The following is a 13,503-nucleotide window of genomic DNA, read 5'->3' as shown; positions in this document are numbered from 1 at the left end:
TTACAAGTTGATCGACAACAAGTTCAAACTTGGTGTCAATAAAAACAACAACAGACTCATATCTAACCCCCTTTGCTGACGACAATAGCGCGATGGCCCCACCTGATCCCTTCCCGAACTCAGAAGTGAAACATCGTAGCGCCAATGGTAGTGTGGTTCGCCCATGTGAGAGTAGGTCATCGTCAGCTCTCTATTCTAGATAAAGCCTCCTCCGCTAACGCGGAGGGGGCTTTTCTTTGTGCGCGGTTTGGTGATAATTCTTCGATTAACAGCCGCCAATCCCGTTCAGTAAAATAATTATAAAAAAAGCTCAATTAACCTTGACCCAGACTCAAACAAGCGTATAATGCCACCCAGTCGAAAGGGAAGTGGTTTACTGATTTGAATGATTCAGATTGTTTGAATTAAATGAAAATACTTCTTGACTAAATAAATATAGCGTCTATAATACGCACCTCATCAAGACGAGCTGGAAGTAGCTAGTGTGTAGATTACACATTAATAACCCAGTTAACTTGTTGAAACAAATTAAAAAAAGAAGTTGACAGACTATTAAAACATGATATGATGGTCAGCTCGCTAAATAGGATAAGCCATATTGGCTGACTTATTTAGTTTGAAATACTAGCACTGGACGACAGTGTCAGACATTATTTAAAAGCATAACTAAAGAACAACTTGTGTGGATTTTTGCTGATTCAGAATGCTAAAAAATAAAGTTGACTATCTTTTCTTTTCGGAGAGATTATTAACTATAAAAATTATCATTTAAGACAGCAGAAAAACTCAAAGTTAATTCATTACGAACATAATTTTTAGCGATTTTGCCAGATTAAATGAGCCAAGTTTAGAAGCTTCTTTAAAGAGCTTCATAGCAAGATTAAACTGAAGAGTTTGATCATGGCTCAGATTGAACGCTGGCGGCAGGCTTAACACATGCAAGTCGAGCGGAAACGATGGTAGCTTGCTACCAGGCGTCGAGCGGCGGACGGGTGAGTAATACTTAGGAATCTACCTAGTAGTGGGGGATAGCACGGGGAAACTCGTATTAATACCGCATACGACCTACGGGAGAAAGGGGGCAGTTTACTGCTCTCGCTATTAGATGAGCCTAAGTCGGATTAGCTAGATGGTGGGGTAAAGGCCTACCATGGCGACGATCTGTAGCTGGTCTGAGAGGATGATCAGCCACACCGGGACTGAGACACGGCCCGGACTCCTACGGGAGGCAGCAGTGGGGAATATTGGACAATGGGGGAAACCCTGATCCAGCCATGCCGCGTGTGTGAAGAAGGCCTTTTGGTTGTAAAGCACTTTAAGCAGTGAAGAAGACTCTTCGGTTAATACCCGGAGACGATGACATTAGCTGCAGAATAAGCACCGGCTAACTCTGTGCCAGCAGCCGCGGTAATACAGAGGGTGCAAGCGTTAATCGGAATTACTGGGCGTAAAGCGAGCGTAGGTGGCTTGATAAGTCAGATGTGAAATCCCCGGGCTTAACCTGGGAACTGCATCTGAAACTGTTAGGCTAGAGTAGGTGAGAGGGAAGTAGAATTTCAGGTGTAGCGGTGAAATGCGTAGAGATCTGAAGGAATACCGATGGCGAAGGCAGCTTCCTGGCATCATACTGACACTGAGGCTCGAAAGCGTGGGTAGCAAACAGGATTAGATACCCTGGTAGTCCACGCCGTAAACGATGTCTACTAGTCGTTGGGTCCCTTGAGGACTTAGTGACGCAGCTAACGCAATAAGTAGACCGCCTGGGGAGTACGGCCGCAAGGTTAAAACTCAAATGAATTGACGGGGGCCCGCACAAGCGGTGGAGCATGTGGTTTAATTCGATGCAACGCGAAGAACCTTACCTGGTCTTGACATATCTAGAATCCTGCAGAGATGCGGGAGTGCCTTCGGGAATTAGAATACAGGTGCTGCATGGCTGTCGTCAGCTCGTGTCGTGAGATGTTGGGTTAAGTCCCGCAACGAGCGCAACCCTTGTCCTTAGTTACCAGCGGGTTAAGCCGGGAACTCTAAGGATACTGCCAGTGACAAACTGGAGGAAGGCGGGGACGACGTCAAGTCATCATGGCCCTTACGACCAGGGCTACACACGTGCTACAATGGTAGGTACAGAGGGCAGCTACACAGCGATGTGATGCGAATCTCAAAAAGCCTATCGTAGTCCAGATTGGAGTCTGCAACTCAACTCCATGAAGTAGGAATCGCTAGTAATCGCGGATCAGAATGCCGCGGTGAATACGTTCCCGGGCCTTGTACACACCGCCCGTCACACCATGGGAGTTGATTGCACCAGAAGTGGATAGCTTAACCTTCGGGGAGGCGTTCACCACGGTGTGGTTGATGACTGGGGTGAAGTCGTAACAAGGTAGCCGTAGGGGAACCTGCGGCTGGATCACCTCCTTATAGACGCATTCGGTCAGCAAGAATTCACAACAAGTTGTTCTTTAGTTTAAGCTTACGTTTTTAACAAACGTATTAGGGTCTGTAGCTCAGCTGGTTAGAGCACCGTGTTGATAACGCGGGGGTCGGTGGTTCAAGTCCACCTAGACCCACCATTTTACAATGGGGCCATAGCTCAGTTGGTAGAGCGCCTGCCTTGCACGCAGGAGGTCAACGGTTCGACTCCGTTTGGCTCCACCACTACTAAGACGGTTAAGTAAGCTTTAGATGCTAATAAATAAATAGGTATTAAATAGAAACAAGTGATTGTGATTGATTACTTCTTTCTGTTTTATACAGAATCTGTGACTCGACGAGAGCATAGAGACTATTTAAAAACATAGATATGAGTCTGGGTTAGGAAGAGCGTGTTCACGCGCACTTCTTAACCTTAATAACTCACCTCTTAACGACATCAGTTGTTATCCCAGGGGTGAGTTATTAAAAAAAGTAAAGAGAACTGAATCAAGCGTATAAACATAGGTGATATCGTTATCATAATTAGATTGTATGACACTTAGAAGTCGAAAGACTACTTGGGGTTGTATGGTCAAGTAATGAAGCGCACATGGTGGATGCCTTGGCAGTCAGAGGCGATGAAAGACGTGACAGCCTGCGATAAGCTTCGGGGAGGCGGCAATATCCTGTGATCCGGAGATTTCTGAATGGGGAAACCCACTTACCATAAGGTAGGTATCCTAATTTATTAGGAAGCGAACGAGGGGAAGTGAAACATCTCAGTACCCTTAGGAATAGACATCAATTGAGATTCCCCTAGTAGCGGCGAGCGAACGGGGAGAAGCCGATTAATTCTAATGTAGAAGAACAGCGTGGGAAAGCTGACCGTAGTAGGTGATAGTCCTGTATTCGAAACATTAGAGTTAACATATTAAGTAGAGCGGGGCACGAGAAATCCTGTTTGAAGATGGGGGGACCATCCTCCAAGGCTAAATACTCCTGACTGACCGATAGTGAACCAGTACCGTGAGGGAAAGGCGAAAAGAACCCCTGTGAGGGGAGTGAAATAGAACCTGAAACCGTGTGCGTACAAGCAGTGGGAGCCCACTTGTTGGGTGACCGCGTACCTTTTGTATAATGGGTCAGCGACTTATATTCTGTAGCAAGGTTAACCGTTTAGGGGAGCCGTAGGGAAACCGAGTCTTAATAGGGCGTTTAGTTGCAGGGTATAGACCCGAAACCGAGTGATCTATCCATGAGCAGGTTGAAAGTGCCGTAACAGGCACCGGAGGACCGAACCCACTGTCGTTGAAAAGCCAGGGGATGACTTGTGGATAGGGGTGAAAGGCTAATCAAACTCGGTGATAGCTGGTTCTCCCCGAAAGCTATTTAGGTAGCGCCTCGGACGAACACCATTGGGGGTAGAGCACTGTTTCGGCTAGGGGGTCATACCGACTTACCAAACCGATGCAAACTCCGAATACCGATGAGTGATATCCGGGAGACACACGGTGGGTGCTAACGTCCATCGTGGAGAGGGAAACAACCCAGACCGCCAGCTAAGGCCCCAAATTCCTAGTTAAGTGGGAAACGAGGTGGGAAGGCATAGACAGCTAGGAGGTTGGCTTAGAAGCAGCCATCCTTTAAAGAAAGCGTAATAGCTCACTAGTCGAGTCGGCCCGCGCGGAAGATGTAACGGGGCTCAAACTAGGAGCCGAAGCTGCGGATTTGAATTTGTTTTCAAGTGGTAGGGGAGCGTTGTGTAAGCCTGTGAAGGTGTGTTGTAAAGCATGCTGGAGGTATCACAAGAGCGAATGCTGACGTGAGTAACGATAATGCGAGTGAAAAGCTCGCACGCCGGAAGATCAAGGGTTCCAGTCCAACGTTAATCGGGGCTGGGTGAGTCGACCCCTAAGGCGAGGCCGAAAGGCGTAGTCGATGGGAAATCGGTTAATATTCCGATACTTGTTTATAATGCGATGGAGGGACGGAGAAGGTTATGTCAGCCTGGCGTTGGTTGTCCAGGTGAAAGGATGTAGGTTTATAGCTTAGGTAAATCCGGGCTATTCTATACCGAGATCTGATAGCAAGCTGTACTTGTACAGCGAAGTGGCAAATACCATGCTTCCAGGAAAAGCTTCTAAGCAATAGTTATAAACGAATCGTACCCTAAACCGACACAGGTGATCAGGTAGAGAATACCAAGGCGCTTGAGAGAACTCTGCTGAAGGAACTAGGCAAAATGGTACCGTAACTTCGGGAGAAGGTACGCTGTTGATGGTGATAGGACTTGCTCCTTGAGCTGTTGGCAGTCGCAGATACCAGGCTGCTGCAACTGTTTATTAAAAACACAGCACTCTGCAAACACGAAAGTGGACGTATAGGGTGTGATGTCTGCCCGGTGCTGGAAGGTTAATTGATGGGGTTAGCGTAAGCGAAGCTCTTGATCGAAGCCCCAGTAAACGGCGGCCGTAACTATAACGGTCCTAAGGTAGCGAAATTCCTTGTCGGGTAAGTTCCGACCTGCACGAATGACATAATGATGGCAGCGCTGTCTCCAGCAGAGACTCAGTGAAATCGAAATCGCAGTGAAGATGCTGTGTACCCGCGGCTAGACGGAAAGACCCCGTGAACCTTTACTACAGCTTTACATTGAACTTTGACCTGACTTGTGCAGGATAGGTGGGAGGCTTTGAAGCCGAGACGCTAGTCTCGGTGGAGCCAATCTTGAAATACCACCCTGGTCATGTTGGGGTTCTAACTCAGGTATAACAATACCGAGGACAATGTATGGTGGGTAGTTTGACTGGGGCGGTCTCCTCCTAAAGAGTAACGGAGGAGTACGAAGGTGCGCTCAGACCGGTCGGAAATCGGTCGTAGAGTATAAAGGCAAAAGCGCGCTTAACTGCGAGACCCACAAGTCGAGCAGGTACGAAAGTAGGTCTTAGTGATCCGGTGGTTCTGTATGGAAGGGCCATCGCTCAACGGATAAAAGGTACTCTGGGGATAACAGGCTGATACCGCCCAAGAGTTCATATCGACGGCGGTGTTTGGCACCTCGATGTCGGCTCATCTCATCCTAGGGCTGAAGCAGGTCCTAAGGGTATGGCTGTTCGCCATTTAAAGAGGTACGCGAGCTGGGTTTAGAACGTCGTGAGACAGTTCGGTCCCTATCTACCGTGGGCGTTGGAAATTTGAGAGGATCTGCTCCTAGTACGAGAGGACCAGAGTGGACGAACCTCTGGTGTTCGGGTTGTCACGCCAGTGGCATTGCCCGGTAGCTACGTTCGGATGGGATAACCGCTGAAAGCATCTAAGCGGGAAGCCCACCTCAAGATTAGATTTCCCTAAAGAGCCGTTCAAGACTAGGACGTTGATAGGCAGGGTGTGGAAGCGCAGCGATGCGTGTAGCTAACCTGTACTAATTGCTCGTTTGGCTTGACCATACAACACCCAAGTGGTTTGTATACAAGTCTAATTAATCTATCTTGTATAGCTCAGGCTATAGAATAAGAAAGAATATTTCGATATCACCTTTAACCTTGATTCAGTAGGTTACAAGTTGATCGACCATAAACTAAACATTTATAGTCAAACAATAAAAATAACAGACTCATATCTAACCCCCTTTGCTGACGACAATAGCGCGATGGCCCCACCTGATCCCTTCCCGAACTCAGAAGTGAAACATCGTAGCGCCAATGGTAGTGTGGTTCGCCCATGTGAGAGTAGGTCATCGTCAGCTCTCTATTCTGAAATATCCCCCGACATTAGCTTGTCGGGGGATTTTCTTTGTGCGCGGTTTGGTGACGAATCTACTGATTTTAGTCTAATTTATTCTAGTAAGCGTATTACTATGTTTATTATAAAAGAACTTGAATGTATGCTATTTTCTATTAAAAGCGCTTATAACTTGTAGAAAGCACTGTATTAAAGACAAAGCCATCATTAGACTAATAAGGAAGTATGTGTGTCAATTTGGTTGCTAGTTCTAATATCATTTATGCATATTACTATTGGCGGGGCTTTTGCCTTCGGGTTTCTTTTCTATATGTGTGCAGAGGGAAGCCCAAGCTTAACCAAAATTGAGAATAATATTCTCTTTACCTTACTGATTGGATATGCAGCTTCACTTGTAATCAGTGTTGGAATGGCTGTTTATTTTTATGTATTTACTACTAGTGACTTATATTATTGGTGTTTCGCCGTACCGTGGGTACTACTGATTCTACTTTTAGGTTATTGGGCATATATTTTAGCGAAATTTAACGCATTCTAAGGATACTGTTGGCATATCTGGTCTGATTAATTATTTTTCAAAACAACTCACCTATCTCAGGTATCTCTTCAAAATCAAATCCTAACTGTTCATCTTTACGCTGTCTCATTTGCTCTATACGTAGCTTACGTCCTGCGATAAGCCTTAGCACCTCGCGTTGCTGCTCTGTCGTCATGTCATGCCATCGCTGGCGCTCAGTTCGACTACGCAGGCAACCAAAGCAATAACCCTTCTTATTGCTTTGACAAAGACCAATACATGGGTTGGCAATCTCGAACAGCTCAAACTGTTGATTCATGACTCCTCCATAATGACTATCGTCATTCCTTTGACCTGCATAAAATCACTGTACAACATTATTATGTCGCAAATACTGACTAATAGTGTGCCATTTTATTGTTATTATTTTCGTCTAGCGGGTGCTATGCTTAGCTTTGATAGCCTTTATAAGATAATCATAACAAAATTAATAAGTGAGATGATACGTGAACTTGATTTATATCCATGGATTAGACAGTGATGCCAACTCAACCAAAGGGATGTTGTTAGAAAAATATTGCCAGCTTCATTATCCTGATATTAATGTGCTGCGTCCTGATTTAAATAAGACCCCTGCACAAGTGTGTGAGCAGTTACTATCTTTAATCAAATCACTAAATAATAGTGCAGATAGAAAATCAGCAAATAATCAGACTGAGTTATCAAATACGGTATTAATCGGCAGCTCGCTAGGTGGGTATTTTTCTACTTTGATAAGCAATCAGATAGGTTGCCCAGTTTTATTGCTTAATCCTAGTATCCAGCCCCATATAACTTTAAAGCGTTTCTCTAATCAACCAGCATCAAGTCAAGATAACTTAAATAAATCACTTATTAGCAAAGTCCTGCATACGACAGCGGGCGGCTGGAGTATTACGCCTGCAGATTTAAAGTGGTTTGCAGATAATCAGCTGTTATCAGTAAATTATCCTAATAAAGTTGCTGTGCTTTTAAAAGAAGGCGACGAGCTGTTAAATTCTGAATTGTCTAAAGCTTTTTATCAAGGTCAGGGCGCATCGGTAACTGTGCAAGAGGGTGGCGATCATCGGTTCAGTGACTTTGATGAGCAGTTGCCCATGGTGATGAATATCTTACAGAGTTTAGTACAGCCTTAAATAGACGACATTATATGACGTAAGCGATGGAGTATTGACGTTAACGTCGCTATTTTTCGTTATAATGGTTTAATAGAATTAAACGCACGCGAATAGTTAAGGATGCATTTGTGAGTCAATATAATGCGCAATCGTTAGAAGTTTTAGAAGGTCTTGAGCCAGTCCGTCGTCGTCCAGGTATGTATACCGATACCACGCGCCCGAATCATTTGGCGCAAGAGGTTATTGATAACTCAGTTGATGAAGCGTTAGCTGGTTATGCTAAAACCATCAAGGTGCAATTGCATAGTGATGGGTCGTTGTCTGTCGAAGATGACGGGCGCGGTATGCCAACTGATATTCACCCTGAGTTTGGTCAATCTGGTATTGAGCTGATTTTGACCCGCTTGCATGCAGGTGGAAAGTTCTCAACCTCTAATTATGAAGTGTCAGGTGGTCTACATGGAGTGGGTATCTCTGTCGTCAATGCGCTATCAACTCGCGTTGAGGTTACGGTATGGCGTGATAGCACACAGTTTGATATGGCATTTGAAAATGGTGCACCAGTTACGCTATTAACGGAAGCAGTCAGCTCAAATAAGCGTAAACGTGGCACTAGAGTACATTTTTGGGCAGATGGTAGTTTCTTTGATACACCCAAATTTAATGTAAAACAGCTCAAGCATAATTTAAAAGCAAAGGCTGTTTTGGCCGCTGGACTGACGATTGAATTTACTGATGACATCAATGATGAAAAGGTCGTTTGGCAGTTTACGGATGGGGTAGTCGAGTATCTAAGCGAACAGTTAGATGGTTTGGAAACATTGCCTGAAGCACCATTTTATTATAATTATGATGCGAAAGCAGGCGAACGAGCGGCTATTACCTTTGCGTTGTCTTGGTTGCCTGATGGTGGTACACCGATTCAAGAAAGCTATGTGAACCTTATTCCGACAGCTCAGGGCGGTACGCACGTCAACGGACTACGCACCGGCATTTTAGAAGCACTGCGTGAGTTCTGTGATATTCATAATTTGCTACCACGTAGTGTGAAGCTAACCGCAGAAGATGTCTGGGATGGGGTGAACTATATCCTGTCTCTTAAATTCTCTGAGCCACAGTTTTCTGGACAGACCAAAGAGCGTTTATCTAGCCGCGAGGCTGCGGGCGCTGTACAGACATTGGCAAAAGATGCCTTTAGCCTATGGTTAAACCAGCATGCGGAAATGGGTACGCAAATCGCTGAATTGGCGATTAATAAAGCAGGTCGTCGTCTAAAATCTGCCAAAAAAGTTGCTCGTAAAAAGATTACTCAGGGGCCAGCATTGCCTGGTAAATTGGCTGATTGCCGTGGTGATTTGCGTGATGGCGCTGAGCTGTTCTTAGTAGAGGGTGACTCTGCGGGTGGTAGTGCTAAGCAAGCAAGAGATCGTCATTATCAGGCGATATTACCTCTGCGCGGCAAAATCCTGAATACGTGGGAAGTATCATCAGATACGGTGCTATCAAGTCAAGAGATTCATGATATTGCCATTGCTATCGGTGTCGATCCTGCCTCTGATGATTTGTCCGAGCTGCGTTACGACAAGATATGTATCTTAGCGGATGCTGACTCTGATGGACTGCACATTGCGACATTGATCTGCGCGCTGTTTGTGAAGCACTTCCCTGCGCTAGTGGATGCGGGTCATTTATTTGTGGCCATGCCGCCATTGTACCGAGTGGATGTAGGTAAAGAAGTTCATTATGCGTTGGATGAGCCTGAGCTTGCACATATCTTGGCTAACGTAGCGGGAAACAAAAAAGCTCAGATTACACGCTTTAAAGGGCTTGGTGAAATGAGTGCTGAGCAACTACGTGAGACGACGATGAGCCGTGATACACGCCGCTTAGTACAGTTAGATATGGATGACATGGTACTGACCAATAGCGTAATGGATATGCTACTGGCTAAGAAACGTGCCTCTGATCGTAAGTCGTGGCTTGAGAGCAAAGGTGATTTGGCCGATATTTCTTAAGAATTAGCAATAAGTCTAAAGAAATATGGGTGCAGAATATCGGGATAGGTCATTACTTATATTTATGGCTAAACGATCTATCACATAATAAAAGCACGCAAAATTCAGCCTCGCCACAAAAGCTTAATGGTATTATGTCAGTACCTTTCATTATATTGTGCTGTCATGATACCGAAGATTTTTAACCGTTCTGAGTCTGTTGTTTCTAAACCTGCGCGTTCCAAAGTACTCCCAAAACTTAGCAAAAAGCATTTGGGAGATAAGGTTCCTAAGCGTGGTAACAAGTTTGCGCCTGTTATTGCATCCACACTGTTAAAGGCGTCAGGTTGGCGTACGGTAGGTGAGATTCCAAATATCTCACAAGCTGTAGTGCTTGCTCTGCCGCATACTTCTAATGTGGATGGTATTTATGCGATTCCAAGTCTGTTTGCATTAGATGTTAAAATCAGCATTATGGGCAAGCACACGCTATTTAAAGTTCCTGTGTTTGCACAGTTATTAAATTGGATAGGGGTTATTCCTATCGATCGTGGTAATAAAGGCTCTGTACTGCAAGCCAGTATTGATAAGTTCAAAACTGGTGAACCATTATTTTTGGGGTTATCACCAGAGGGGACACGGCAATATACTGAGTCGTGGAAGACAGGTTTTTATTATTTAGCGGTGGGCGCTGGTGTACCGATTTTACCAGTAGCGATGGACTACAATACTAAAGAAATACGGTTTATGTCGCTGGTTTATCCTACAGGTGATATTGAAGCAGATTTACCAAAAATATATTCTCAGTATAAAGGGGTACTACCAAGACACCTTGAGCGTTTGTCGCAGCCACTACAAGATATTAATAATGCAGCTGAATAAGCTAGATAGTATCAATAATAGTTCAATTAGTTGAGTTAAAATCACTGGTTGTATGACAGGTATATATATTAAAAGCTACCTCTTCAATTAAGTTTTGATAACTGTTGTTGAAAAAGCCCCTGATATGATGGTATCAGGGGCTTTTTTTAAGTGATATTTGGATGTCTATCAGTGTAAAGCTCTAAAACTGTGGCTGTCCGTTAGAGGCACTAACACCGCCGTCGACAGGTAGGTTGACACCAGTAATCATGGAGGCGTCATCACTTGCTAAGAAGGTAATGGCAGCGGCGATATCCTCTGGAGTTGCTAGACGTCCAAGCGGACAGCGAGCTAAGAACTTATCCGTTTTAGACTCATTGTCTTGGATAGCCGTGGTCATATCGGTTTTGGTGACACTCGGATTAACCGCGTTGACGCGAACACCATCTGAACCATGATCCAATGCCAATGTGCGGGTCAAATTGGTCACACCCGCTTTAGCGGCATTGTAAGCAGCCATGTTCCAGTCACCACCCACACCTGAAAGCGATGAGATATTGACGATATTACCCTTTGATGCAATCAAGTGAGGCATAGCTGCTTGAGAGACATAGAAAGTCCCGTTTAGATTTACATCGATAGCAGAGCGCCAATCATCAGCAGATAATTCTGTGATTTTACCTTGAGTTGCTTTGCCAGCATTGTTTACCAAGATATCAATCTTACCGAATTTGTCGATAGCACGCTCAACCATCTCTTGTACTTGGCTTTGGACACTGATGTCGCATGTAATAATGAGATAATTATCGGTATGAATCCAGGTACGATCTTGCGGCAACTCTTTTGCAGTTTCTTCTAATGTTGCTGCCGTACGTCCTACTAAAACCACACTAGCGCCTTCCTCGGCAAAGCGAATGGCAGTCGCACGGCCAATACCAGAACCTGCACCCGTTACGACGACGGTCTTTTCTTTAAAACGCTTCATAATGTTTAATCCTTATTATTATATAATAGTCATTAAAAATTCGATGATTAAAATTTCAATGACTACGGTTTCGATAAATACAACTAAGTACAGTTTGTCATCCATAAACTTGCACGCAAGCAATACTGCTTTGATATCATCATAACAAGTGATCGCTTTGAAAGCGACTGTCTCTGATAGTGCTTATGTAGCATAATTTTACGTCATTCAGATATTTGTAATACGCGATAATGATGTTGTTATTAGGAGCTGGCATGTGCGATATTCACCATACGATAATAGAAGGTTGGAACTTGTGTCCCATTCGATTACTACTATGCCCGACTGGGGCTATCTGACGACCGAGCTAGTCAGTTATTTACAAGCAGATGCTATGGCAGTGACTTTAGCAGGCATGCATACGATTGAGCATGAATACAATGCTCAGTATATCGCTCGTCACTACCAATATCAGCTACCACTTGGCAAGCTACAGCTGTTGGAGCTGACACTATATCTACCCTATGATACAGAATCAGCTGATATTGAGGCTGTACGCATGACTGCGGTCAAGTCAGCACTTACATGGTACAAATCATTATCATCTCAAAATGAAGACAATGCTTCAGTTGGTTATGAAGCTATGATTTTTGACATTCAGCTTGTTGGAGGAAGTAGCCATCTTAAGCAAGATGATAAAGATGACAGTGCAAACCATTCAAACAGTGCTCTACAGCGACTTAAACACAATTTTGGGGTTCGTTACTTTTTAGAAGACTTAGTTGTCGATATGAGCGAAAGCATGCAGCAGCTACAAGTATTTAGCTGGGATGATTGGTACTCAATAGCAGCAGCGGTACGAACCCCATGTGAGTTATGGCGTTTCTTAGCTTATCACTTAGAGCAGCTGCAGCAGTCGGCTATAAACCATATTCCAAGTTTCGAGTCAGAAGACGCTTTGGTTGAGCGTTTTTTACAAAGTCCAGACCTGTTTGCTCCTGCCATTGTAGTCGACAATGCGCTCATCAAAAACGAAGTACAAGACCAACCTAACTCAGCACTGGTAGCCATCACGCTCGCTTACAAGAACCAAAGTTCAACTGCTCAGATGTACCATCAGCATATGATACAAGCAGCCACGATATGGTCTCAGCTAAGTATGCAGATGATAGATACCTATGGTAAAAAGCACATAACTAACAGTGACGAACAGACAGAAACACCGCTCGCTCACTGGCAACAGCAACTGCTAGATGAGTCTTTGTTTTCACGTCACGAGCTTATCCGTACGCTATATAGACATCCTAAGCAGAGCGCAGCGCTGCAAAAAGATGGATATGTGGTACATCAACATTCTTATGAGAGTTTGGGACGACATTATGTACTGGTTTTTTATGGTCAAGAGTCAAAAGGGCCTAATAGTAAAGCCGCTGTCCAACCGAAGCTAGCAAAGATCGCACAGGACGTTGCCACACGTTTGCCAATTGTTGAACTACATCATATAGTTGTGCTTGGTATCGACTTTATCACTGAGAATAATGAGAATTTTTTCGATATTGATTTGTGGATTCAGCCAGTTGATGCGATGACTCAAAGGGAGCGCCAACTTACTAAGCAAATGCAAAAACTAAAACAACAAGAGTTAGATAAGCAAAATACGCCACCTGCTAGTAGCGTGGAAGAGAGTAAACCTGCGAGGGCGCAAAAAGAAAAATTACCTCAAGTACAAATGAGCTTAACAATTCCAGCACGCAAAGATAAGCAGTAGATTGTAGCGTGAAATTGCTTGAATGAACTTTGATAGTAAAAGCTATATATTTACTGACATAAAAAAAGACAGCCTAGGCTGTCTTT

General features: G+C 44.4%; 7 protein-coding genes, 2 tRNA genes and 4 rRNA genes. 11 read left to right on the top strand and 2 right to left on the bottom strand.

Annotated features, from left to right (window positions below):
- Positions 1–74 precede the first annotated feature (74 nt).
- From rrf (SJY28_RS03105) to SJY28_RS03075, 7 genes are all read left to right on the top strand, one after another.
- Positions 75–188, top strand: a 5S ribosomal RNA gene (rrf, locus tag SJY28_RS03105).
- A gap of 694 nt (positions 189–882) precedes the next feature.
- Positions 883–2,421: ribosomal RNA gene (locus tag SJY28_RS03100) — 16S ribosomal RNA — on the top strand.
- 75 nt (positions 2,422–2,496) lie between these two features.
- Positions 2,497–2,573, top strand: a tRNA-Ile gene (locus tag SJY28_RS03095).
- Positions 2,574–2,582: 9 nt separating this feature from the next.
- A tRNA-Ala gene (locus tag SJY28_RS03090) sits at positions 2,583–2,658 on the top strand.
- A gap of 347 nt (positions 2,659–3,005) precedes the next feature.
- Positions 3,006–5,861 (top strand): 23S ribosomal RNA (locus SJY28_RS03085).
- A 185-nt stretch (positions 5,862–6,046) separates the two neighbouring features.
- Positions 6,047–6,160: ribosomal RNA gene (gene rrf, locus SJY28_RS03080) — 5S ribosomal RNA — on the top strand.
- Together the 16S, 23S and 5S rRNA genes with 2 tRNA genes alongside form the textbook arrangement of a ribosomal RNA operon.
- A gap of 225 nt (positions 6,161–6,385) precedes the next feature.
- The gene (locus SJY28_RS03075) at positions 6,386–6,694 is read left to right on the top strand and encodes a hypothetical protein (protein ID WP_379543396.1); all 309 of its coding nucleotides are present in this window, start codon (positions 6,386–6,388) and stop codon (positions 6,692–6,694) included.
- A 37-nt stretch (positions 6,695–6,731) separates the two neighbouring features.
- On the opposite strand, the gene SJY28_RS03070 is transcribed toward SJY28_RS03075, so the two are convergent.
- Positions 6,732–6,992, bottom strand: coding sequence for a DUF1289 domain-containing protein (locus SJY28_RS03070; protein ID WP_101206003.1), 261 nt, complete (start codon positions 6,990–6,992; stop codon positions 6,732–6,734).
- Between the two features lie 187 nt (positions 6,993–7,179).
- On the opposite strand from SJY28_RS03070, the gene SJY28_RS03065 reads away from it, so the two are divergent.
- From SJY28_RS03065 to SJY28_RS03055, 3 genes are all read left to right on the top strand, one after another.
- Positions 7,180–7,848 carry a YqiA/YcfP family alpha/beta fold hydrolase gene (locus SJY28_RS03065; RefSeq protein WP_379543395.1) on the top strand — a complete coding sequence of 223 codons (669 nt, stop codon included), beginning with the start codon at positions 7,180–7,182 and terminating at the stop codon, positions 7,846–7,848.
- A 110-nt stretch (positions 7,849–7,958) separates the two neighbouring features.
- On the top strand, positions 7,959–9,845 hold the full coding sequence (gene parE, locus SJY28_RS03060) for a DNA topoisomerase IV subunit B (protein ID WP_379543394.1): 1,887 nt from the start codon (positions 7,959–7,961) through the stop codon (positions 9,843–9,845).
- Between the two features lie 165 nt (positions 9,846–10,010).
- A complete protein-coding gene (locus SJY28_RS03055; protein WP_379543393.1) occupies positions 10,011–10,706 on the top strand; it encodes a lysophospholipid acyltransferase family protein in 696 nt (231 codons plus the stop codon).
- A 181-nt stretch (positions 10,707–10,887) separates the two neighbouring features.
- Here the strand turns inward: SJY28_RS03055 and SJY28_RS03050 are convergent, their stop codons facing one another.
- A complete protein-coding gene (locus tag SJY28_RS03050) occupies positions 10,888–11,670 on the bottom strand; it encodes an SDR family NAD(P)-dependent oxidoreductase (protein WP_057762139.1) in 783 nt (260 codons plus the stop codon).
- Positions 11,671–11,965: 295 nt separating this feature from the next.
- Here SJY28_RS03050 and SJY28_RS03045 point away from each other — a divergent pair, with 295 nt between their 5' ends.
- A complete protein-coding gene (locus tag SJY28_RS03045) occupies positions 11,966–13,417 on the top strand; it encodes a hypothetical protein (RefSeq protein ID WP_379543392.1) in 1,452 nt (483 codons plus the stop codon).
- The last annotated feature ends 86 nt before the right edge of the window (positions 13,418–13,503 follow it).

The organism is Psychrobacter sp. R86515 (assembly GCF_042466315.1).
GTDB lineage: Bacteria > Pseudomonadota > Gammaproteobacteria > Pseudomonadales > Moraxellaceae > Psychrobacter.
The sequence above is the reverse complement of the archived record's forward strand: the minus strand, read 5'-3'. Positions and strand labels throughout refer to the sequence as shown.

Coding starts and splice junctions, on each gene's coding strand:
- SJY28_RS03070 (WP_101206003.1), bottom strand. CDS start 6,992: ATGAATCAACAGTTTGAGCTGTTCGAGATTGCCAACCCATGTATTGGT.
- SJY28_RS03050 (WP_057762139.1), bottom strand. CDS start 11,670: ATGAAGCGTTTTAAAGAAAAGACCGTCGTCGTAACGGGTGCAGGTTCT.
- SJY28_RS03055 (WP_379543393.1), top strand. CDS start 10,011: ATGATACCGAAGATTTTTAACCGTTCTGAGTCTGTTGTTTCTAAACCT.